The sequence below is a fragment of the Pseudomonas sp. DE0157 genome, from assembly GCF_007678615.1.
Classification (GTDB): domain Bacteria; phylum Pseudomonadota; class Gammaproteobacteria; order Pseudomonadales; family Pseudomonadaceae; genus Aquipseudomonas; species Aquipseudomonas parafulva_B.
Map to the genome: position 1 here is coordinate 14,581 of NZ_VEJN01000010.1, position 22,099 is coordinate 36,679.

Annotated in this window: 21 protein-coding genes, 1 tRNA gene and 1 pseudogene; 14 read left to right on the plus strand and 9 right to left on the minus strand. The window is 62.6% G+C overall.

Annotated features, from left to right (window positions below; genetic code table 11):
- From FS777_RS13925 to FS777_RS13935, 3 genes are all read left to right on the plus strand, one after another.
- Positions 1 to 225 (plus strand): cysteine-rich CWC family protein, encoded by a 225-nt coding sequence (locus tag FS777_RS13925; RefSeq protein WP_058603200.1) that lies wholly within the window; start codon positions 1 to 3, stop codon positions 223 to 225.
- Entirely contained in the window at positions 215 to 907 is a 693-nt protein-coding gene (locus FS777_RS13930) for a pseudouridine synthase (RefSeq protein WP_058637100.1), read from the plus strand. The genes FS777_RS13925 and FS777_RS13930 overlap by 11 nt, the downstream gene beginning before the upstream one ends.
- A 110-nt stretch (positions 908 to 1,017) precedes the next feature.
- Positions 1,018 to 1,091, plus strand: a tRNA-Gly gene (locus FS777_RS13935).
- Between the two features lie 48 nt (positions 1,092 to 1,139).
- On the opposite strand, the gene FS777_RS13940 is transcribed toward FS777_RS13935, so the two are convergent.
- Both FS777_RS13940 and FS777_RS13945 read right to left on the minus strand, forming a co-directional pair.
- Positions 1,140 to 1,574: a DNA methylase gene (locus FS777_RS13940; RefSeq protein ID WP_145256058.1), complete on the minus strand. Its 435-nt coding sequence runs from the start codon at positions 1,572 to 1,574 to the stop codon at positions 1,140 to 1,142.
- Entirely contained in the window at positions 1,571 to 1,795 is a 225-nt protein-coding gene (locus tag FS777_RS13945) for a DUF2188 domain-containing protein (protein WP_078478074.1), read from the minus strand. The genes FS777_RS13940 and FS777_RS13945 overlap by 4 nt, the downstream gene beginning before the upstream one ends.
- Before the next feature lie 251 nt (positions 1,796 to 2,046).
- On the opposite strand from FS777_RS13945, the gene FS777_RS13950 reads away from it, so the two are divergent.
- On the plus strand, positions 2,047 to 3,036 hold the full coding sequence (locus FS777_RS13950) for a DUF4917 family protein (RefSeq protein WP_058637102.1): 990 nt from the start codon (positions 2,047 to 2,049) through the stop codon (positions 3,034 to 3,036).
- A 102-nt stretch (positions 3,037 to 3,138) separates the two neighbouring features.
- Here the strand turns inward: FS777_RS13950 and FS777_RS13955 are convergent, their stop codons facing one another.
- Entirely contained in the window at positions 3,139 to 4,344 is a 1,206-nt protein-coding gene (locus tag FS777_RS13955) for an SAM-dependent methyltransferase (RefSeq protein ID WP_078478073.1), read from the minus strand.
- A 66-nt stretch (positions 4,345 to 4,410) separates the two neighbouring features.
- Complete coding sequence (locus tag FS777_RS13960) at positions 4,411 to 5,028, minus strand: hypothetical protein (RefSeq protein ID WP_078478072.1); 618 nt, start codon at positions 5,026 to 5,028, stop codon at positions 4,411 to 4,413.
- Positions 5,029 to 5,213: 185 nt separating this feature from the next.
- Here FS777_RS13960 and bglX point away from each other — a divergent pair, with 185 nt between their 5' ends.
- From bglX to FS777_RS13990, 6 genes and pseudogenes are all read left to right on the plus strand, one after another.
- Entirely contained in the window at positions 5,214 to 7,505 is a 2,292-nt protein-coding gene (gene bglX / locus FS777_RS13965) for a beta-glucosidase BglX (protein WP_058637105.1), read from the plus strand.
- A gap of 104 nt (positions 7,506 to 7,609) precedes the next feature.
- Complete coding sequence (locus tag FS777_RS13970) at positions 7,610 to 9,367, plus strand: ATP-binding protein (protein WP_145256062.1); 1,758 nt, start codon at positions 7,610 to 7,612, stop codon at positions 9,365 to 9,367.
- Positions 9,361 to 10,695, plus strand: coding sequence for a sigma-54 dependent transcriptional regulator (locus FS777_RS13975; protein ID WP_145256066.1), 1,335 nt, complete (start codon positions 9,361 to 9,363; stop codon positions 10,693 to 10,695). The genes FS777_RS13970 and FS777_RS13975 overlap by 7 nt, the downstream gene beginning before the upstream one ends.
- A gap of 242 nt (positions 10,696 to 10,937) precedes the next feature.
- On the plus strand, positions 10,938 to 12,257 hold the full coding sequence (locus FS777_RS13980) for an MFS transporter (RefSeq protein WP_058603230.1): 1,320 nt from the start codon (positions 10,938 to 10,940) through the stop codon (positions 12,255 to 12,257).
- 380 nt (positions 12,258 to 12,637) lie between these two features.
- Positions 12,638 to 12,883 (plus strand): annotated as a pseudogene (locus tag FS777_RS13985) (hypothetical protein); the annotation flags it as partial.
- A 120-nt stretch (positions 12,884 to 13,003) separates the two neighbouring features.
- On the plus strand, positions 13,004 to 13,609 hold the full coding sequence (locus FS777_RS13990; protein WP_078478067.1) for a flavin reductase family protein: 606 nt from the start codon (positions 13,004 to 13,006) through the stop codon (positions 13,607 to 13,609).
- On the opposite strand, the gene FS777_RS13995 is transcribed toward FS777_RS13990, so the two are convergent.
- Positions 13,610 to 13,852 carry a hypothetical protein gene (locus FS777_RS13995; protein ID WP_058603233.1) on the minus strand — a complete coding sequence of 81 codons (243 nt, stop codon included), beginning with the start codon at positions 13,850 to 13,852 and terminating at the stop codon, positions 13,610 to 13,612. It abuts the gene before it with no gap.
- 81 nt (positions 13,853 to 13,933) lie between these two features.
- Positions 13,934 to 14,227: an antibiotic biosynthesis monooxygenase family protein gene (locus tag FS777_RS14000; RefSeq protein WP_078478066.1), complete on the minus strand. Its 294-nt coding sequence runs from the start codon at positions 14,225 to 14,227 to the stop codon at positions 13,934 to 13,936.
- Between the two features lie 195 nt (positions 14,228 to 14,422).
- Here FS777_RS14000 and FS777_RS14005 point away from each other — a divergent pair, with 195 nt between their 5' ends.
- Complete coding sequence (locus FS777_RS14005; RefSeq protein WP_145256075.1) at positions 14,423 to 15,343, plus strand: AraC family transcriptional regulator; 921 nt, start codon at positions 14,423 to 14,425, stop codon at positions 15,341 to 15,343.
- A gap of 44 nt (positions 15,344 to 15,387) precedes the next feature.
- Here FS777_RS14005 and FS777_RS14010 read toward each other — a convergent pair whose 3' ends face one another.
- Complete coding sequence (locus tag FS777_RS14010) at positions 15,388 to 16,272, minus strand: MBL fold metallo-hydrolase (RefSeq protein ID WP_145256078.1); 885 nt, start codon at positions 16,270 to 16,272, stop codon at positions 15,388 to 15,390.
- A 103-nt stretch (positions 16,273 to 16,375) separates the two neighbouring features.
- On the opposite strand from FS777_RS14010, the gene FS777_RS14015 reads away from it, so the two are divergent.
- Entirely contained in the window at positions 16,376 to 17,281 is a 906-nt protein-coding gene (locus FS777_RS14015; protein ID WP_058637225.1) for a LysR family transcriptional regulator, read from the plus strand.
- A gap of 8 nt (positions 17,282 to 17,289) precedes the next feature.
- Here FS777_RS14015 and FS777_RS14020 read toward each other — a convergent pair whose 3' ends face one another.
- Positions 17,290 to 18,159, minus strand: a complete 870-nt coding sequence (locus tag FS777_RS14020) for an oxaloacetate decarboxylase (protein WP_058603237.1) — start codon at positions 18,157 to 18,159, stop codon at positions 17,290 to 17,292.
- A 347-nt stretch (positions 18,160 to 18,506) separates the two neighbouring features.
- Between FS777_RS14020 and FS777_RS14025 the strand changes: the two genes are divergently transcribed.
- Positions 18,507 to 19,958, plus strand: coding sequence for an MDR family MFS transporter (locus tag FS777_RS14025; protein WP_145256080.1), 1,452 nt, complete (start codon positions 18,507 to 18,509; stop codon positions 19,956 to 19,958).
- A gap of 79 nt (positions 19,959 to 20,037) precedes the next feature.
- On the opposite strand, the gene ttgR is transcribed toward FS777_RS14025, so the two are convergent.
- On the minus strand, positions 20,038 to 20,670 hold the full coding sequence (gene ttgR, locus FS777_RS14030; RefSeq protein ID WP_058603239.1) for an efflux transport transcriptional regulator TtgR: 633 nt from the start codon (positions 20,668 to 20,670) through the stop codon (positions 20,038 to 20,040).
- Between the two features lie 256 nt (positions 20,671 to 20,926).
- Here ttgR and FS777_RS14035 point away from each other — a divergent pair, with 256 nt between their 5' ends.
- Positions 20,927 to 22,099 (plus strand): efflux RND transporter periplasmic adaptor subunit, encoded by a 1,173-nt coding sequence (locus FS777_RS14035; protein WP_058637115.1) that lies wholly within the window; start codon positions 20,927 to 20,929, stop codon positions 22,097 to 22,099.

Here is a 22,099-nt window from a genome sequence, read left to right on the forward strand (position 1 = left end):
ATGAACGACGATCAACGTTGCCCCGCCTGCGGTGCCCTCAACCGGTGCACCCTGGCCGATCCTGCGCAGGCCACCCAGGCTTGCTGGTGCTACAACGTGCGCATCGACCCGGCGGTATTGCAGGCCTTGCCTGCCGAACTGCGCGACCGTGCCTGCCTGTGCCCAAGCTGCGCAGGCGTCGAGGCCCAATTGGCATCGCCCGCAGGTGACGACCATGCGCCTTGATCGTTTTCTTGCCAACCTACCGACCTGCAACCGCCAGCAAGCGCGCCTGATGCTGGCTCAACGTCGCGTGCGGCTCGATGGCCAAGTGGCCAGCGACCCGCTAACGGAAGTACGGGCGTTCAGCCGGGTCGAGCTGGACGATGAGGTGCTGCAGGCGGGCCTCCCGCCACGCTACCTGATGCTGCACAAGCCGCCCGGTTGCGTCAGCGCCACCCACGATCCCCAGCATCCAACCGTCATGGACTTGCTGCCCGACGCGCTCGCGCAGGGCCTGCATATCGCCGGGCGCCTGGACTTCAATACCACCGGGCTGATGATCCTGACCAACGACGGGCAGTGGTCCCGGCGCCTGACCCAACCGGCCACCAAGCTGCCCAAGCATTACCTGGTCGAAACCCAGGACGAAATCGGCGAGCACTATGTGGCCCGGTTTCAGGAGGGGTTTCACTTTGCTTTCGAAAACCTGACGACCCAACCGGCCGACCTGCAGATCCTCGGGCCGCGCCTGGCCCGGCTCGCCATCGTCGAAGGGCGCTACCACCAGGTCAAACGCATGTTCGGGTTCTATGACAACAAGGTGGTCAAGCTGCACCGGGAGCGCATGGGCGCGATCGCGCTGGACATGAACCTGCCGCCGGGGGCATACCGAGAACTCACGCTCGAGGAAATCGCTGCCGTATAGGTGAGCCTTGTGACGTAGGGAAAAGGCGCAGGAGCACGGAGGGAAAAGACATTTTTTATAACGCGGGCTTCTAATTTGCCGAACGTTCTGGTAAAAAGTGCAGCTCAGATGCGGGTATAGTTTAGTGGCAAAACGAAAGCTTCCCAAGCTTTAGTTGAGGGTTCGATTCCCTCTACCCGCTCCATCTTCAAGCCAGCGTTCACATGGCTTACGCTTCCTCTACCGCCCATCCTCACTGCACACGTTGATGCTGCAGTACCACCGCCGCTTCCCGCATAAAAATCTCGAGCGTCTTGGGCCCCACGCCTTCAAATCCCAGCAGCCATGTATTGGCGTGCGCCATGTCCACCGCCGCATTGAGCAACACCTCATCCATTTCCGCTTCAAGCCCACTGCCCAAGCGATGCAGCCGCCGGGCCGTGGATTCGTCGTAGCGGGCGTAACCGGCCTGACCCAGAAGCTTCACCAGCGTGTGATGCGGGCACCTCGCCAGCTTGCCTGGGGTGTCCAGGCCATGGGTATCGACCAGCAGCCGGTAGGCCTGGATCGCGACACTGGCACGAATGCGCTTGCCGATCAGAAAGCTGGCAAGCAACCACTTATAGAGGCCGCGCCCATGGCACTGGTGTATGTCGATGCCAAGCAGCGCGGCGCTGACCAGTATCAACCCTTGGTGCGCCGCGGGTCAGCGGAGCGAGGGTAGGTGCGCTCTTGCTCGATGGTGCCATCGGCCTTGTGAATCTTCACCGAGGCTGTCTTGCCCTCGAAGAATGTGGCCAGCGACCCCACCAGTTCTTGCTTGGTCGCGCTGTGCTTTGAAGCGCGCGCAGCACCTGCCTTCTTCAGTTCCCACCCGTCATTGGCAGGGCTTACATGATAGGTGTCCATGACAGATCTCCTGTTCAGGTAAAGACATGACGATCTACGTGTCGGTGTGGCCGGTGCTGGCTAGGCGCTGCCCCGTGGCCACTCAAGACCTTGGAGGGATTCAAGTCCGCTCGTGTTCACTTTCAATCCCCTGCAGTTGCCGTCAAGCTCACCGATGCAGCCTGCAACGCGCTGCCAGCACTGGCGCGGCGCACTCATGGCCTAGGCTTGACGTGGTAAAGTCTGCCGGATCCCGCTTTACGGACTCCAGCATGCCCGCACTAGACGCCACTCTTCTCCCCTGGTCAGACCTTGCCGACCAGTACCCCTGTGAAACCCTCATGGTCGGTAACGGCGCAAGCCGGGCCTTCTGGAAGCCGTTCGGGTATTTCTCGCTGTACGAGGAGGCGCAACGGGCCGGGCGTAAGAAGGGCTTGGCCATCAGCGATCAGGCCTTGTTCAAGTCATTGAGCTCCGAGCTGTTCGAACCAGTGCTGACCGCCCTCAACACCACGGTGCGTACCAACGCTGCGCTGGCCATCAACTCGACCGCGCCGCTGAACCGCTATTACTCCATCAAGGAGGCGCTGATCCACGCCGTGCGCACCGTGCACATGCCTTGGTCGGCAATGCCCGAAGCCGCCCTGAGCACCCTCAACCAGGCCCTGCGCGGCTACCGCAACGTCTATACCAGCAACTATGACCTGCTGCTGGTCTGGGCCGTGCAGCACGATCCGAAGGGCTTTGCCGAACTGTTCGACGAGCAGGGTTTTTTCGACGTGCGCCGAACGGCGGGTCAAGGCACGCGGGTGCTGCACCTGCACGGTGGCATGCACCTGCTCAAGCTGCCTGACGGCACTACCCGGCAACGCAGTGCCAGCAGCGTTGAAATGCTCGAAGGGTTCGCCGTGAATGTGCCAGGTGAAGTGCCGCTGTTCGTCAACGAAGAGCGCAGCGACGAAAAGCTGCGTGCCATCCGTAGTTCGGACTACCTGAGCTGGAGCCTGGGCCAGTTGGCCAGTGAACACCGGGGCATGTGCCTGTTCGGTCAGCACCTGGACAGCAACGACCGGCACCTGCTCGACGCCATCCGCTCAGCCCGGCCCAGCCACCTGGCGATTGCCATACGCCCTTTGGGAGAGGCATCGGTCATCAACCAGAAGCGTCATTTCACCAGCCGCTTCGAAGACATGCCGGACACGGCCCTGCACTTCTTCGACGCCCAGACGCATCCGCTGGGGCTGGCAAGCACGACTGTGTGATTGATTGCCCAAGCTGGTTGATCAAGCATGGCTGCAGCATAAAAACGCGCTCATGAGCAGCGAAGCAAGGATGAGCATATCCAAGGCTGGGGCGCATCAGGTTCAAAGCAACCCATCCGCCCGCAGCAACGTTTCAAGACAATGCGCCTTCACCCCGTAGAACGCCTTGAGCTGTTCTATCTTCTCCAGCAAGGCTGACTGATCCGCTGGCTGGCGCCGCTTGACGGCCAGGATCATCTTGTTCTTGTTGGTGTGCTCCAGGGATATGAACTCGAACACCTTGGTCTCGTAGCCGCAGGCCTCCAGGTACAGTGCACGCAGGCTGTCGGTGAGCATTTCGGCCTGCTGGCCCAGGTGCAGGCCATATTGCAGCATCGGTTGCAGCAGGCCCGGGCTTTGCAGCTGCGGGCGGATCTGCTTGTGGCAGCACGGTGAGCACATGATGATTGCCGCGTTGCAGCGGATGCCGGTATGGATGGCGTAGTCGGTCGCCACGTCGCAGGCGTGCAGCGCGATCATCACCTCGATGGCATCGGGCACCACGCTGCGCACATCGCCGCACTGAAACTCCAGCCCTGGGTGTTCAAGCCGCGCGGCGGCGGCGTTGCACAGCTCGACCATGTCCTGGCGCAGCTCAACGCCCGTTACCTGGGCATCGCGGCCCAGCGTATTGCGCAGGTAATCGTGCATGGCGAAGGTCAGATAACCCTTGCCCGAGCCGAAGTCGGCCACCCGCAGGCGTTGCTCGCTCGACAAGGGGGCATTGGCCAGGGCGTGGTCGAAGACCTCGATGAACTTGTTGATCTGCTTCCACTTGCGCGACATCGACGGGATCAGTGCGCCCTGGGCGTCCGTGACGCCAAGGTCACGCAGAAACGGTCGGGCAATGTCCAGGTAGCGCTTTTTCTCACGGTCATGCCCGTTGCTGCCAACGGTTTCCCGGGGCGCCTGGGCGCCATGGCGCTGCAGCATGGGCTTGCCCTTCTTGCTGAAGGTCAGTTGCAGCTCACCCTCTGCATCGAACAGGTGGGCATTGCGAAAGCCTTCTGGCAACAGTTCGGCGATGCACTGCAGAGCATCATCGAGCGGCAGGTTGCGGGTGATGTCGCGGGTCTGGTGGCGGTAGACCAGGGACAGGTTCGCCTGTCCCTTGACCAGCAAGGGCTTGGCGATGATGCGTTGCAGGGTCGGGTCGGTGCCGACAGGCCGCGCCAGTACCAGCTTGACCACGGTGTTGCCCTGCAGGCCGGTGCGAAGCAGGTCGAGAAACTGGACGCGCGCATCCGGTGAAGTAGAAAGGGCAGACATGGGCAAACGGTATCTCCAATAGCGGGGGCCGTATTCTACACCCCCGCACAGTCGGCCAGGGTTGCGTTAGTCGAGGATTACCAGCGGCTGGGGCAGATGCCTGCACGCAAGTGCGCGTGGCGCCTGCTGGCCAAGGCGATGGCCGCACGCCTCGACGCACTCGATCATGCCCTGCAGCGCTTGCCCCTGACGAACCTGGCTGGCCAGACGGTCAGTGAGCGTAACGCGCAGCGCGTCGTCAAGGCAGAGTGCGGCCTGCTTGTCCATCAGCAGTTGTGCGTACTGCTCGGCCTCGCTGACGAAGATCATTACGCATCCGGCGCCTGTAAAGGCCTGAGCGCCGAGGTCGAGAAACTGACGAGTGGCAAGGCGCGACGCTCGCCAGCGGCGCCAAGCCCGCGGTACGGTCCAGCGTTCCAGGCGCGGGCTGCGCAACAGCACGCAGAGGCCTACGAACAGCAGCACATTGGCAACGATCAGGCCGCGCACGCTGGGCCAGCCCAGCACCGCGTGCAGCACGCCTGGCAGTGCCAGCGCCAGCACGGCGGACCAGAATAGTGGGAAATAGGCGTAATCATCGGCGCGGCGGGCAAGCACCGCCAGCAACGCGACATCCGTGCGCCGGCCAACACCGGCCATGGCTTCAGCGAGCTGACGCTGCTGGTAGGGTTCAAGCGGGGTCATGCCGTGTTCTCGTGAGCGTTCTTATAGTTGTTTTCCCGGTGTACGGGGCTTCGTCAGCACGCGGCGGATTCAGGCATAATCCGCCGCAGGAAGATCTGCGTGCAAATCGTACAACAACAGCCGCCCGAAAACCTCGCCCATGCATGTGTCACCGTTGACCATGCATCGGCCCCCTTACGGAATTCATGATGAAACTGTCTCTGCTGGGCCTGGCCATGGGCCTGGTCAGCCAGGCGGCTGTCGCCGCCACTTCCGCGCCGCCGCTCGAGAACAAACAGGCCTTCATCGACCATCTGATCAGCCAGATGACCGAGGCCGAAAAAATCGGGCAGTTGCGCCTGATCAGCATCAGCCCTGAAATGCCCCGGGAGAAGATCCGCGAGGAGATCGCCGCCGGACGCATCGGCGGCACCTTCAACTCGCGCACGGCACCGGAAAACCGGCCGATGCAGGACGCGGCCATGCGCAGCCGGCTGAAGATCCCGATGTTTTTCGCTTATGACACGGTACATGGCGAGCGCACCATATTTCCCATCGGCCTGGGCATGGCCGCCACCTGGGACATGGACGCCGTCGCCAAGGTCGGCCGCACAGCGGCCATCGAAGCGGCTGCCGACGCACTGGACATGACCTTTGCGCCGATGGTCGACATCGCCCGGGATCCGCGCTGGGGTCGCACCAGTGAGGGCTTTGGCGAAGACACGTACCTGACCGCGAAAATCGGCCAGGTAATGGTCCGCGCGTTCCAGGGCAGCAGCCCGGCCAACCCGGACAGCATCATGGCCATCGTCAAGCATTTCGCCCTTTACGGCGCAGTGGAAGGCGGGCGTGACTACAACACGGTCGATATGAGCCTGCCGAAGATGTACAACGATTACCTGCCGCCCTACCGCGCCGCGATCGATGCCGGCGCCGGTGGTGTGATGGTTGCGCTGAACTCGATCAACGGCGTGCCGGCCACCTCCAACACCTGGCTGATGAACGACGTGCTGCGCAAGGAGTGGGGCTTCAAGGGCGTGACCATCAGCGATCATGGCGCCATCCAGGAGCTGATCCGCCATGGCGTGGCGCGCGACGGTCGCGAGGCGGCCAAGCTGGCGATCAAGGCGGGCATCGACATGAGCATGAACGACACCTTGTACGGCGAGGAGCTACCAGGGTTGCTCAAGGCGGGCGACGTGAGCCAGGCAGAGCTGGATCAGGCCGTGCGCGAAGTGCTGGGCGCCAAGTACGACATGGGCCTGTTCAAGAACCCCTACGTGCGCATCGGCGCGGCGCAGAACGACCTCAAAGACTACTACGGCGAGGACCGCCTGCACCGCGACGCTGCGCGCGACGTGGCGCGCCGCAGCCTGGTGCTGCTGGAAAACCGCAGGCAGACGCTGCCGCTCAGTAAAGATGCCACCATCGCCCTGGTCGGTCCCCTTGCCGACGCACCGATCGACATGATGGGCAGCTGGGCAGCAGACGGGCGCCCCACCCACTCGGTCACGGTGCGCGAAGGGCTGCGCCGCGCCATCGAGGGCAAGGGCAAGCTGGTCTACGCCAAGGGCTCCAACGTCACCGGTGACAAGGCCATTCTCGACTACCTGAACTTCCTCAACTTCGATGCGCCGGAAATCGTCGACGACCCTCGCCCACCTGCGGTGCTCATCGACGAAGCGGTCAAGGCCGCGCAGCAGGCGGACGTGGTCGTGGCGGTGGTCGGCGAATCGCGCGGCATGTCCCATGAATCTTCCAGCCGCACCACGCTGCAGGTACCGGCCAACCAGCGTGCACTGATCGAGGCCTTGAAGGCCACCGGCAAGCCGCTGGTGCTGGTGCTGATGAATGGCCGGCCGCTGTCCATCGGCTGGGAGCGCGAGCAGGCCGATGCCCTGCTCGAAACCTGGTTCGCCGGTACCGAAGGTGGCAACGCCATTGCCGACGTGCTGTTCGGCGACTACAACCCCTCCGGCAAGCTACCGATCACCTTCCCACGCTCGGTCGGGCAGATTCCGATGTACTACAACCACACCCGTATTGGCCGTCCGTTCACACCTGGCAAACCCGGCAACTACACCTCCCAGTACTTCGAAGAACCCAACGGGCCGCTGTATCCCTTCGGTTACGGCCTGAGCTACAGCACGTTCGAACTGTCGGGGCTCGCGCTTTCTGGCAACAAGCTCAAGCGCGGGGACACGTTGCAAGCCAGCATCGTGGTGCGCAATACCGGCAAGGTGGCCGGCGAGACGGTGGTGCAGTTGTACGTGCAGGATGTGTCCGCCTCGATGAGCCGCCCGGTCAAGGAGCTGAAGAACTTCCAGAAGCTCATGCTCAAGCCCGGCGAAACACGGACCGTGACCTTCAGCATTAGCGAAGAAGACCTGAAGTTCTATAATGGCCAGCTGCAGCGCGTTGCCGAGCCCGGGGCGTTCAACGTCCAGGTGGGCCTGGACTCCGAGGCGGTGCAACAGCAGGGCTTCGAACTGCTGTAAGTGTCGATCCTTGACGGCCTTTTCGCGGACAGACTGGGGCGGCGGTGCAGCGCTCCGGTTTCGCCAAAGCAGGCTCCTTCCCCACCCACGCGGATCTGCTCCCAATGCCTTTTTCCTTTCGCGCCCTGCGTCTGGGGCTGATCACCCTGGTGATCGTGCTGGGTACCGTCCTCTGTGCCAGCTGGGCCATGCACCAGGCCAAACGCCAGGCCATGGAAGCGGACGCCCGCCAGGCCAGCCAGCAACTGGGGCTGTATGCCAATGCCTTGCACACCCTCATCGACCGCTATCGGGCCCTGCCTGCAGTACTGGCCCTGGACCCGGAACTGATCGACGCTTTGCGCGGCCCGATCCAGGCGCGAACCCAGGATGCCCTGAACCGCAAGCTCGAGCGCATCAACGGTGCAGCCAACTCTTCCACCCTCGAACTGCTCGACCGCAACGGGCTGGCGGTGGCAGCCAGCAACTGGCGGCTACCCACCAGCTATGTGGGTTCCAACTACGGCTTTCGCCCTTATTTCAAGCAAACCCGCAGCCTGGGTAATGGCCGCTTCTATGCCGTTGGCGTGACCAGCGGGGTACCCGGCTACTTTCTGTCCAGCGCGGTGAACGACGAACAGGGTCGCTTTCTCGGCGCCATGGTGGTCAAGCTGGAATTTCCCGAGCTTGAGCGCGAGTGGCGCCAGGGCAGCGACATATTGCTGGTCAGCGATGCCCGTGGCATTACCTTCATCGCCAACCAGGACGGCTGGCGTTACCGGGAACTGCGCCCATTGGATGGCGCTGACCGGGCCGAACTGGCGCAGACCCGTCAGTACGACAAGCACCCGTTGATACCGCTGATGCACCAGGTGCTGACGCGTTTCGCTGAAAACAGCACCCTCAGCCGGGTGCAGGCCCCACAAGGCGAGACCGAGTTCTTGTGGGAAAGCCTGCCGCTGGAAAGCGAGCAATGGACCCTGCACCTGCTGCGCAAGCCCCAGGTGGGAACCGACGCGCGCAATGCCGGCCTGGGTGCTGCAGCGGTATGGCTGAGCCTGGTATTCGCCGCCTTGCTGGTCAGCCAGCGCCTGCGCCTGTCACGCCTGCGCCAACGCAGCCGCGAGGAGCTCAAGCGCCAGGTCGAGGAACGCACCCGCGAGCTGCGCACGGCTCAGGAGGGGCTAGTGCAAACGGCCAAGCTGGCGGCCCTGGGGCAGATGTCCGCCGCCATGGCGCACGAAATCAACCAGCCCCTCACGACCCAGCGCATGCAGCTGGAAACCCTGAAGCTGCTGCTGGACCACGGGCGCTACGACGAGGCTCGTCAGGCCCTGGAACCACTGGAGCAGATGTTGACGCGCATGGCATCGCTGACCGGGCACCTGAAGACGTTTGCCCGTAACAGCCCAGGCGGCTTGCGCGAGCGCCTGGACTTGGCCGGCGTGGTCGACCAGGCGCTGGACCTGTTGCAGGCGCGCCTGCATGCCCTGGACGTGCAGTTGGCCCTGTACCTGGCACGTCCGGCGTGGGTGCGCGGCGACGCCATCCGCCTGGAACAGGTGCTGATCAACCTTCTGAGCAACGCGTTGGACGCGATGGCAGACAGGCGCTACCGGCGGCTGGAAATCCGCATCGAGCCCGATGCGCAGCATTGGCGCCTGAGCGTGCTCGATTCGGGGGGTGGTATCGCGGCCGAGGACCTGCCCAGGATCTTCGACCCTTTCTTCACCACCAAGCCCGTAGGTGATGGCCTGGGCTTGGGCCTGGCGATCTCCTATGGCATCGTGCACGACGCCGGTGGGCAGCTGCTGGCCGAAAACGTACCGGGCGGCGCGCGCCTTAGCATCACCTTGCCTCGCGATCAGGAGCCTGCATGTTGAACTCAGTGATGGTCATAGACGATGAAGCCAGTATTCGCACGGCCGTCGAGCAATGGCTGAGCCTGTCAGGCTTCGAAGTCCAGGTCTTTGCCCATGCCGATGAGGGCCTGGCGCACATCGGCCAGGACTATCCAGGCGTGATCATCAGCGACGTGCGCATGCCTGGCATGGACGGCCTGCAACTGCTCGAACGGCTGCAGGCCGACGATCCGGACCTGCCCGTGATCCTGCTTACCGGTCACGGTGATGTACCCATGGCGGTCGAGGCCATGCGCAGCGGCGCCTACGACTTCCTGGAAAAGCCCTTCACTCCACAGCACCTGCTCGGCAGCCTTCGCCGCGCGCTGGAAAAGCGCCAGCTGGTGCTGGAAAATCGACGCCTGCATCAGCAGGCAGACCTCAGGACGCGGCTTGAAGCCACGCTGCTTGGGGTATCACCGGGTATGCAGCAGTTGCGCCGGCAAGTGCTGGACCTGGCCGCCTTGCCGGTGAACGTGCTGATTCGCGGCGAAACCGGCAGCGGCAAGGAGCAGGTCGCCCGCTGCCTGCACGACTTTGGCCCACGCGCCAGCAAACCTTTCGTCGCGCTCAACTGCGCCGCCATTCCCGAAGCCTTGTTCGAGGCCGAGCTGTTCGGCCATGAAAGCGGCGCCTTCACCGGCGCCCAGGGCAAACGCATCGGCAGGCTGGAATACGCCGATGGCGGCACGGTCTTTCTCGATGAAATCGAAAGCATGCCCCTGGCGCAACAGGCCAAATTGCTGCGCGTGATCCAGGACCAGAAGATCGAGCGCCTGGGCGCGAACCAGAGCATCGGCGTGGACCTGCGCATCATCGCTGCCACCAAGCCCGACCTGTTCGATGAAGCCCGGGCCGGCCGCTTTCGCGAGGACTTGGCCTACCGCCTGAATGTTGCAGAGTTGCGCCTGCCGCCTTTGCGCGAACGACGGGAAGACATCGTCCTGTTATTCGAGCACTTCGCGCAGGCAGCCGCGTCCCGAATCGGCCGCACAGCCCTGCCCCAGTCGGGTCAGCAGTTGGCGCAACTGCTGACCCATGATTGGCCAGGCAACGTGCGTGAACTGGCCAACGCGGCGGAGCGCCACGTGCTGGGGCTCGGTTCGCCCATGCCAGAACAGGCGCCTGTCGGGCAGTCGCTGGCTGAGCGCGTGGAAGCATTCGAGGCGCAGTGCCTGCGTGCTTCCCTGCGCCAACATGCCGGCGAGATCAAGGCGGTGATGCAGGACCTGCAAATGCCCCGCCGTACCTTGAACGAGAAAATGCAGCGCCATGGGCTGGTGCGGGACGAATTCGTCAACGCGCCATAAGCGGAAACTCGCCTACATCTACGCACTGATGAGCGGAATCTTGCTTATATAGGTGAACCGCCTTTGCGCGCACGCCGTACTGAGTGCATCTCAACTTCTGCTCAACGCCATGATCCATACGGGTTCCACGTCAGCGTGCACCCGGATGAAGCAATCGCGCTTCGTTTTGGCACACCTTCTGCAAAAGCCCCTGCAAGCTGCGCCCTGCGCGCTTTCACAACAACAATGAGAAGGTGTCCCTGATGGATAACGCTACCTCCCTGCCTAACGGGGCGGCCGCAACGCCTGCCGCGCCAAGAACCACTGCCAGTCGCCTCAAATCGATCTTCAGCGGTTCGATCGGCAACATGGTCGAATGGTACGACTGGTACGTCTATGCAGCGTTCTCGCTGTATTTCGCCAAGGCTTTCTTCCCGGCCGGCGATTCCACGGCTCAACTGCTCAATACCGCTGCCATCTTTGCCGTGGGCTTTTTGATGCGCCCGATTGGTGGCTGGCTGATGGGCATGTATGCCGACCGCAAGGGGCGCAAGGCTGCACTGATGGCCTCGGTGCTGCTGATGTGCGCAGGCTCGCTGGTGATTGCCCTCACCCCCGGCTATGAAACCATCGGTGTGGCAGCGCCGGTCCTGCTGGTGGTCGCTCGCTTGATGCAAGGGTTGTCGGTGGGGGGTGAATACGGCACCTCGGCCACCTACCTGAGTGAAATGGCGAGCAAGGAGCGTCGGGGCTTCTTCTCCAGCTTCCAATACGTGACGCTGATCTCGGGCCAGCTCATCGCCCTGGCGGTCCTGATCGTTCTGCAACAGACCCTGACCACCGAGCAACTGTACGCCTGGGGCTGGCGCGTGCCGTTCGTGATCGGTGCCCTGTGTGCGGTGGTTGCCCTCTACCTGCGACGGGGCATGGAAGAAACCGCGTCGTTCACCAAGAAGGAGAAAGCCAAGGAAAGCCTGATGCGCACCTTGATGCGCCACCCCAAGGAACTGCTGACCGTGGTCGGCCTGACCATGGGCGGTACCCTGGCCTTCTACACCTACACCACCTACATGCAGAAATACCTGGTCAATACAGTCGGGATGAGCATCAGCGATTCGACCACTATCTCTGCCGCGACGCTGTTCCTGTTCATGTGCCTGCAACCTTTGGTGGGTGGGCTGTCGGACAAGATCGGCCGGCGCCCTATTCTGATTGCCTTCGGGGTGCTCGGTACGCTGTTCACGGTGCCGATCCTCAGCACCTTGCATACCATCCAGACCTGGTGGGGCGCGTTCTTCCTGATCATGGCGGCGTTGATCATCGTCAGCGGCTACACCTCGATCAACGCAGTGGTGAAGGCTGAACTGTTCCCGACCGAGATCCGTGCCCTGGGCGTTGGTCTGCCCTACGCCTTGACCGTGTCCATCTTCGGCGGTACGGCCGAATACGTGGCCTTGTGGTTCAAGAGCGCCGGCATGGAAAGCGGTTTCTACTGGTACGTCACAGGCTGCATCGCCTGCTCGCTGCTGGTGTACGCCACCATGAAGGACACCAAGCAGCATTCGCGTATCACCACTGACTAAGCCATCCCACGCTTAGCACTGCTTCGGGCGCCTAAAGGGCGCCCGATTGCGTTTGGACACCCCGAGCCTGGTTGGATTATCCAGGCGCCAGCCCTTCCTTGCAGGCCCAGCTTGCACCTCCACGCCGCCCGCACTGGCACGACGTTCATCAGACGCGCTTGGCTTAATGGCCTATTAATCACACCCCGGCATATTGAATCCCTCAGCACCAGCGCAAGTACCTGCTGTGCGAACCCACTGATTGGCTACATACCAATCCAGCTGCGCACCCAAAACAATCGAATAAACCGATCATTAATGACTATTTTTAGCGCTTTTTAATCGCATTAATCGGCGTAACATTAAATTTATCGAGACAACCCACTTACTGGAGCATCCCCATGAAAAGCAAACTCATCCTGACCCTCGCCCTTTGCGCATTTGCCGCAGGCGCATCCGCCGAAGACGGATTCGATCGCACCCATGCGCATACCTTCGCGGCAGCGCCCGCTCAAGCCACCGGCTATGCCGAGGATGGCTTTGACCGCACCGGCGGCCAACGCTTCGCCGAAGACGGCTTCGACCGCACCGGCGGCCAGCGCTTCGCCGAAGACGGCTTCGACCGCACCAACGCTCATCGCATCAGCTGATAGCAACCATGCGTATCCAGCCCGGCTTTCGCCGGGCTCCAGCATTCCCAGTTGGCCTCAGCCTTGGCACACTGGTCGCCTCTCAAACCAGGAGGTGGGCCGGCAAGCCCAGCGCAGATGTATTACTACGAACCCGCCAAAGGCCATGGCCTGCCCCATGATCCGTTCAACGCCATCGTCGGCCCTCGCCCGATCGGCTGGATATCCTCGCAGGACCAGCAAGGCCGTCTGAATCTCGCGCCTTATAGCTTCTTCAACGCCTTCAACTACATTCCACCGATCATCGGTTTCTGCAGCGTCGGGCGCAAAGACAGCCTGAACAATATCGAGCAAACCGGTGAGTTCGTCTGGAACCTGGCCACCCGCCCTCTGGCCGAGCAGATGAACCTGAGCTGCTCTGCTGTAGCGCCGGAAGTGAACGAGTTCGACCTCAGCGGTCTGACGGCCACACCCTCGAGCGTGGTGAAGGTGCCACGGGTAGGGGAAACCCCCGTGGCGTTCGAATGCAAGGTGACGCAGATCGTGCAACTGCAGCGCGCCGACCAGGCACTGGTACCCAGTTGGTTGATCCTGGGCGAGGTGGTGGCGGTGCACATCGCCGAGCGCCTGCTCAAGGACGGCATCTACGACACCGCGGCAGCCGAGCCCATCCTGCGTGGCGGTGGCCCGGCGGACTACTTCGAGCTGGGCAACCTGTTCAAGATGCCCAGGCCCAAAGCCTGATCACCAGATCAGCTCACCCGCCTCGCTGACCCCTTGCAGGCGTTGCAACTGGCCCGTGGCCGCCTCGTCGGCAGCCACGGCGCCCTTGAACACTTGCCCATCGAGCACCTTGTGAAAGCGCGGTGCGCCGCCCATGCCCATGGCCTTCACGGCAATGGCTGCGTGGTAGCCACCGCCTTCGGCCGGCACCATTGCCGACACGGCTTCGTACTGGGGAAACTCTCTACGTGCCATCTTTGCCATACGCCTTGTGAGTGAAACCGAGATGGTACCCACTGGCTCGTTGACGCGGCAATCACTGGCCTGGGCGCCCGCAGCACCGGCTCAGCCGAACGTGTGCAGATCCAGGCTGCTCACCACCTGGGCTTGCACCAACTCACCGAACACATTGAGCGTTGGCGAAGCGAAGTAACCATTCATCGCCTGCTGATCCTGCCAGCTACCGCTCAATAACCATAAGTCGTCATCGGCCTGCGAGCGCTGCACCGAAAAGCTCAGGCAACCCGGGGTATCCAGCGACGGCGCCAACAGGTCGCGCAAGCGTGCCCCGAGTTCGGCCGAGCGCCCGCTGCTGGCCCGAATCAAGGCAAGGTGGGTGACCGGTTGTTGTAGCCTCATTGCACAATCTCCCTCAAGCAGTCCAATACCTGGCTTGCAAGGCTAGGGCCTGGGCGCGTCTGCGCGTTAGGCCATTACTGCACACCGATTGCCTGATTCTGCAACGCGGCAGGATCAGGCAATCGATCTGCAGTATTCGACTAGCTTCGACGATTGCCCAAACCTATGCTGCGTCGGTCAGCAGAGGAAAGCCCCATGCCCATCGCCCCGTCCCTAGATCCGCACCTGGAGGTTCAGCGCCAGGAGCTGGCCGACTTGATCGCTCGCCATGCAGGCGACCCCTATGGGCCGGCCTCAGCCATCGACAACCTTTTCCTGGTGCGCTACACCGAGAACATTCGTTCCGTACCCACCCTGGCGCAACCTGCGCTGTGCATTCTGGCCCAAGGCAGCAAGAGCTTGTTTCTCGGGGACGAACAGTACGCCTACGACCCGCTGCACTACATGGTGGTGTCGGTCACCTTGCCCCTGAGCGCGGTCAAGCTCGACGCCAGCCCGCAGAGCCCGAGCCTGGGTTTGCGCATGGACCTGGACCCTGCCGAGATCAGCCAGCTGATCGCCGACAGCGGTCCGATGCTGGTACCCAATCGCCCCTATGGGCGCGGCCTGTATGTGGAAAAAACCGACGGCGCGCTGCTCGATGCCTTGCTGCGTCTGCTGCGCCTGCTCGACACGCCACGCGACATCGCCATGCTGGCCCCGCTGGTGCGCAGAGAGATTCTCTACCGCCTGCTGCGCGGCCCGCAGGGCTATCGGCTGTACGAAATTGCCTTGGCCAATAGCCAGACCCACCGCGTGTGCCAGGCCATCAGCTGGCTCAACGACAACTATCAGCGGCCACTGCGCATCGAGGACCTGGCCCGCGAGGTCAACCTCAGTGTTTCTACCCTGCACCATCGTTTCAAGGCGGTAACTTCGATGAGCCCGCTGCAGTATCAGAAGCAACTGCGCTTGCAGGAAGCCCGGCGCCTGATGCTCAACGATGGCCTGGAGGCCGCCGTGGCGGCCTATCGGGTGGGTTACGAGAGCCCGTCGCAATTCAGCCGTGAGTACAGCCGCCTTTACGGCGCACCGCCTATCCGTGACATGGCCCGGCTGCGGTCAAGCGCGGTGTAGCGACAACGAGGTCACCGCAGCGCTGCATAGCGTAATGCGCACAGTCACTGAAGCGGCCATTGCATCTCGCCCTTGGCCACCTTGGCGCTGAGCTCAAGCGCACTCTGATCGCCCAACCCCGGATAGTGTCGTTTCATGGCCTCGACCAGCGCCGCCGCATCCCTTGCCACTCGCGCCTGCGCCTCGAAGGTGCGGATGTAATCGGCGGTAAAGCCAACGGACTGCGGTGAGTAATCACTGGCACCGACAAAGTGGCCGGGCACCACGGTTTGCGGCGCAAGTGCCTGGATGTCCGCCAGGGTTTGCAGCCAATGGGCACGCGAGGGTGCCGATTGTGTGTCGGCCATCCACACATGAATGTTCTGCGAAACCACGACGCCGCCAACCACTGCCTTGATCGAAGGTATCCAGACAAAGCTGCGGTCTGGCTGCGGTCCTTCGAGGCCGCGCACCTCCAGCACTTGGTCCTCGAGCAGCAGACGGTTGCCTGCCAGCGCCTTGGGCAGCACCAGCCGTTCAGGTTTGTCCGCCCCCATTTCAGGCCCCCAGTACGCCAGTTTGGCCTCCATGGTGTTGCGGATGTGTTCGACAGTGGCGGCCGAGGCCACTACCTCGGCGTCCGGGAACGCCTGGGTCAGGGTTGCCAGGCCGAAGTAGTAATCGGGGTCGCCCTGGCTGATGTAGATCGTCGTCAGGCGCTTGCCACTGGCGCGCAGTCGCTGCACCAGTTGCCGGGCGTGGTCATTGCCAAATTGTGCATCGATAAACACGGCGTCACGTTGACCGCTTACGATCACGGAGCTGACCGCGAACGGCGCATCGGCGCCAGGGTTGTAAACGTCCAGTTGCAGGGGGGCGGCTGCCAGCAGTGGGGCGGCACAGGCCAGGCATCCGAGCACCAGGCCACGCAAGGGAGAAAGCAGTGTCATCGCAGGCATCCGTCAGAATGGGAATGCCTGGGAGCTTAAGGGGCGATACCCTGCAGAAAAATGCCATGCTTGCACATGGTTTGTTTCTAAAATCGGGCAAATGATGGATCGTCTAACCGCTATGCGCGTTTTCGTCACGGTCGTGGACCTTGGCAGTCAGTCGGCGGCGGCCGAGCACCTGCTGCTCTCGCGGCCCGTGATCTCTCGGTACCTGGCACAGCTCGAAGCGTGGGTGGGGGCGCGGTTGATGCAGCGCACCACGCGCCGGCTCAGCCTCACTGCCGCGGGCCAGGACATCCTGCCGCGCTGCAGGCAATTGCTGGAGCTGGCCAGCGAACTGCAAGGGGCCGTACAACAGCAAGACCAGACACCGCGAGGGACATTGCGTATCAGCGTCAGTACGTCATTTGGACAGGCGCAGCTGGCCGATGCCGTGGCCGCCTACGTGCGCCAGTACCCCTTGGTAAAAGTCGATCTGCAGATGCTCGATCGCACCGTGAACCTGGTGGACGAACGCATCGACCTGGCCATCCGCAACAGCAATGACCTGGACCCCAGCCTGGTTGCCCGCCGCCTGAGCGTATGCCGCTCGGTGATCTGCGCCGCGCCCGCCTACCTGGCCGAACACGGCACGCCCGAGCGGGTCGAGGACCTGGCGCACCACAATTGCCTGACACACAGCTATTACGGCAATGGCGTGTGGCAATTCGAGGTCGACGGCCAACCGGTTGCGGTGCCGGTCAAGGGCAACATCAGTGCCAACGAATCCCTGACTTTGCAAAGGGCCGTAGCAGCAGGGGCCGGCATCGCCTTGCTCCCGTCCTACCAGGCGGCCGCCGCCCTGCGCAGCGCAGAACTGGTGCGCCTGCTTCCCGAGGCCAGGCCGCAGGCCCTGGACCTGACGGCGGTCTATACCTCACGCAAGCACATGCCGGCGACCTTGCGCACCCTGCTGGACTTTCTCGTCCAGCGCTTTGAGGAGGAACCGGCCTGGGACCGGGACCTGTAAGCGCCCGCTTACTCTTCGACGCTCATGTATTCCTTGGCCCAGCGGATGTAGTCCTCGGGCTGGGTGTAGGTATGCGAAAGCTCGGTGGCGCTCAAGTTATCGGACTTGTGCTGCTGGCCACGCTGCTGGCGCAGGCAGTCGTACGTCGCCTTGATGGCGGCGAAGTAAGCCGCGTGACCGTCGACGGCGATGCGCACGCCAAGGCTTGCCAGGCGCTCGTCGTCGTGCAGGTTGGGATTACCGTAGGTCACCAGCATCAAGGGTACGGTCAGGTGGCTGGCGATCTGTTCGAGCTGGTCGAAGTCCTTCACCCCTACCATGCAGATGCCGTCAGCGCCCGCTTTCTGGTAGCTCTGGGTCCGCACGATCACTTCCTCGGTGCTCAGCACGCCAGCGTTGGTACGGGCGATGATCGACAGGGACGAATCGACGCGCGCCTCAAGCCCCGCGCGAATTTTGCCCACGCCTTCTTCTACCGATATCAGGTCGGTGGACTTGCGGCCGAACTGGGCCGGCAAGAGCGTATCTTCGATCGTCAACGCCGCCACACCGGCGCGCTCCAGCTCCGTGACCGTGCGCATCACGTTAAGCGCATTGCCGTATCCGTGGTCAGCGTCTGCCAGTACCGGCAATTGGGCTACGCGACCAATTCGCGTGGCCTGCTCGACGAATTCGCTGAGTGTGATCAGGGCAAAATCCGGCGCAGCCAGTACCTGCAACGATGCCACCGACCCTCCAAGGATGCCGACCTCAAAACCCAGGTCTGCGGCAATACGCGCAGACATGGGGTCGAACACCGAGGCGGTGTGGTAGCAAGAACCTGAAGCGAGCAGCTCGCGGAAGGCAATACGCAGATCTTGGTGGGAAGCCTTGGGCATGATCACTCCGCAATTGTAGAAATTTCTGAACGGTAACTACCGGCCTCTGTATCAGGCGTACCTGCACAATTCATGGACCACTCAATTCGGGGTCATGCTCCACATGCAGGCAGAGGAATAAAGGTTTAGGAGCCAGGGGAATCCGATTAACCCCCAAGAGGTCGCACCAAGCTGGTGCAAACAGGGGTTTAGAGCGGGATTGGCATACCAAAGATATCACGGGGCCAGCCTTTGCTGGATGAATGCTCTGATGCCGATCGTGCATAGGCAATGCCCAGAGTACATAGGAAGCTACGTAACTCAGGTTACACTGCCATGCTTTAACTGCTCAAAAACAAGGAATTGCCGTGCCCCCTGCCCTGCCCGCGATTGCCCTGCGCCAGATCCTGACCGCCTTGATGCTGGCCATCTTTCTCGGCGCGCTGGATCAAACCATCGTGGCAGTGTCATTGCCTGCGATTTCCGCGCAGTTCAACGATGTCGGTCTGCTAGCCTGGGTCATTTCCGGCTATATGGTAGCCATGACCGTGGCCGTGCCGATCTACGGAAAGCTGGGCGATCTCTATGGAAGGCGTCGCATGATCCTGACCGGGATTGGCGTATTCACCGTCGCCTCGATCGGCTGTGCGCTGGCTCAGGACATGCCGCAACTGGTCCTGGCCAGAGTGCTGCAAGGCATCGGCGCCGGCGGCATGGTATCGGTGAGTCAGGCGATCATCGGCGACTTCGTGCCTCCGCGCGAACGTGGGCGTTATCAGGGCTATTTCAGCAGCATGTATGCCCTGGCCAGCGTGGCGGGGCCGGTACTGGGCGGCTGGCTGACCGAGTACCTGTCCTGGCGCTGGGTATTCTGGATCAACCTGCCGCTGGGCATCGCCGCGCTGTGGGCTATCCAGCGCGCTCTGGCCGGTCTGCCCGTGCAGCATCGGCCCGCACAAGTGGATTACCCGGGCGCGCTGCTGCTGATCGTGGGGCTGGGCAGCCTGCTGCTCGGCATCACCCTGGTCGGCCAGGGGCAGGCCTGGACGGCCCCCAGCGTGCTGGGCCTGATCACCTGCACCGTGGTCGCCATGGCCATGTTCATCCTCCAGGAGCGTCGCTGCGTCGAGCCACTGCTGCCGTTGAAGCTATTCAATAATCGCGCCGCGGTGCTGTGCTGGGGGGTGATTTTCTTCGCCAGTTTCCAGGCCATTTCCCTGACCATGCTGATGCCCTTGCGCTACCAAGGCCTCACCGGTGCCGGTGCCGACAGCGCCGCCTTGCATCTGCTGCCGTTGGCCATGGGGTTACCCATCGGTGCTTTTACCGCAGGACGACTGACAACGCGGCTTGGCCGCTACAAGCCGCAGATCCTGGTTGGCGCCCTGCTGATGCCCGTGTCTATCCTGGCCTTGGCGATCACCCCGCCACAGGCCGGACTGGCCAGTGCACTGTTCATGCTGCTGACAGGAATCGCGTGCGGGATGCAGTTCCCGACGTCACTGGTAGGCACACAGAATGCCGTGCAGATCCAGGACATGGGGGTCGCCACCAGCACCACCAACCTGTTTCGGTCCCTCGGTGGCGCCATGGGCGTGGCGTGCATGTCGAGCCTGTTGCTGGCCTTGCTGCACCAAGGCGGGCTGGCGTTGCTGGACAATCCGCTGATAGGGACTTTCAAGGCCAACCCGGTGAGCCCCGAACTGCAGGCACACCTGGCGGTCACGTTCCGGCATCTGTTGATGGCCAGCGCAGGGGTTGGCGTCATTGCACTGGTGGTGGCGGTGTTGCTGCCTGATCGGCCACTGCGCGGGCACTGAGGTGGCACGCAGGTAGGCTCAGGTGCAGATCACTGGCCCGTCCCCTGGGAATCAAGCCCTCACAAACCTTCACAAAGTCTCATTTGCGCATCGCCGGGCTCAAGCGCAGCATATCCAGCCCGGCGTCGACCCATTTCTCGGCGTTGCCCAGCAGGTCCACGCTGTCGGGCAGCAACAGCCAACGCCTGATCAACCCGTCGACGTAGGAAAACATGGCCACCGCGGCCCGCTCCACATCCAGCTCCACCGGCAGTTGGCCGCGGCGCACGGCATTGGCCAAGGCCAGGGTAATGCCTGTATGGCAGTCCACTACCGCCACCTGGCGCTGCTGGCGGATTTCGCACATGTCATCGGTGAACTCGCACTTGTGATGCAGAATCTCATTGATACGGCGTGTCCTGGCGTCGAGCACCAGGTCGTTGAACACTTGCAGCAGCAATTTGCGCATGCAGTCGAGCGGGTCGAGTTCGTCTTCGCTTTCGCTGGCGCGTGCAAGATGGTCATGGGTTTCATGCAGGCTGTCGAGCAGTGCCTGCACCAGTTCGGCTTTGTTATTGAAGTGCCAGTAGATTGCACCTCGCGTGACGCCCGCCTGTTCGGCGATGTCCGCGAGGGTGGTTCGCGCAACCCCGCGCTTGTAGAAAGCCCTTTCCGCCGCCTGGATGATCTGGGCGCGGGTTTCCTGGGCTTCCTCTTTGGTTCGACGGACCATGGCAGTACAACCTCATCTGGCCCGAACGCGGCGACGCGTGCGGGAAGGCTCCGGGGCGCCTCTTGGGGGCACCTGGCGGATCAAGCTAATCAAGGGCTGTGGCGGTAGCCATGGACAACCCGGCGGTATTTACAAACAACCATGAATGTAAGTATATTCCTTAGCAAGCTATTTATCCACCGGATAGCCATTTATCCAGATCAAGACATTCCATTACTCTTGAGCGTCTCCCTGCTCCTGCGATCCGAGGATTCTCATGCAATTCAAGCCAGCCGTTACCGCCCTGGTTTCAGCCGTAGCCCTCGCAACCCTGCTCAGTGGCTGCAATAAAGAAGACCAAGCCGCGCAGCAGCAGCAGCAACAGCAGCAGCAGGCGCCTCAAGTCGGTGTAGTGACCCTACAGCCGCAAGCCTTCACCTTGACCACCGAGCTGCCGGGCCGCACCAATGCCTACCGGATCGCCGAAGTTCGTCCACAGGTCAACGGGATCATCCTCAAGCGCCTGTTCAAGGAAGGCAGCGAGGTCAAGCAGGGCCAGCAGCTGTATCAGATCGACCCGGCCGTGTATGAAGCCAACCTGAGCAAGGCCCAGGCGGACCTGCAGGCTACCCGCTCTCTGGCTGATCGCTACAAGCAGCTAATCGAGGAGCAGGCGGTTTCCCGGCAGGAATACGACGACGCCAATGCCAAGCGCCTGCAAGCCGAGGCCTCGCTCAAGAGTGCGCAGATCGACCTGCGCTACACCAAGGTCCTGGCCCCCATCAGTGGCCGCATCGGTCGTTCGGCGGTAACCGAAGGTGCGCTGGTCAACAGCGGCCAGACCAATGCCATGGCCACCATCCAGCAACTGGACCCGATCTACGTGGACGTGACCCAATCCACCGCCGAGCTGCTCAAGCTGCGGCGCGAGCTGGAAAGCGGCCAACTGCAGCGCGCCGGCGACAACGCAGCGTCCGTGCAACTGGTGCTCGAAGACGGCACCCTGTACAAGCAGGAAGGCCGCCTGGAGTTCTCCGAAGTGGCCGTGGACGAAACCACCGGCTCGGTAACCCTGCGTGCCATTTTCCCCAACCCTGACCACACGTTGCTGCCTGGCATGTTCGTGCATGCACGGCTCAAGGCCGGCGTGAACGCCAACGCCATCCTGGCACCGCAGCAGGGCGTGACGCGCGACCTCAAGGGCGCCCCTACCGCGCTGGTGGTCAACAAGGACAACAAGGTCGAACTGCGCCAGCTCAAGGCCAGCCGGACCGTGGGCAGCGACTGGCTGATCGAGGAAGGCCTCAACCCAGGCGACCGCCTGATCACCGAAGGCTTGCAGTACGTGCGCCCAGGCGCCGAGGTCAAGGTCAGCGAAGCCACCAACGTCAAGAAGCCGGACAGCCCGAACCAGGGCAACGCAGCGAAAGCAGACGCCAAAGCGGAGTAA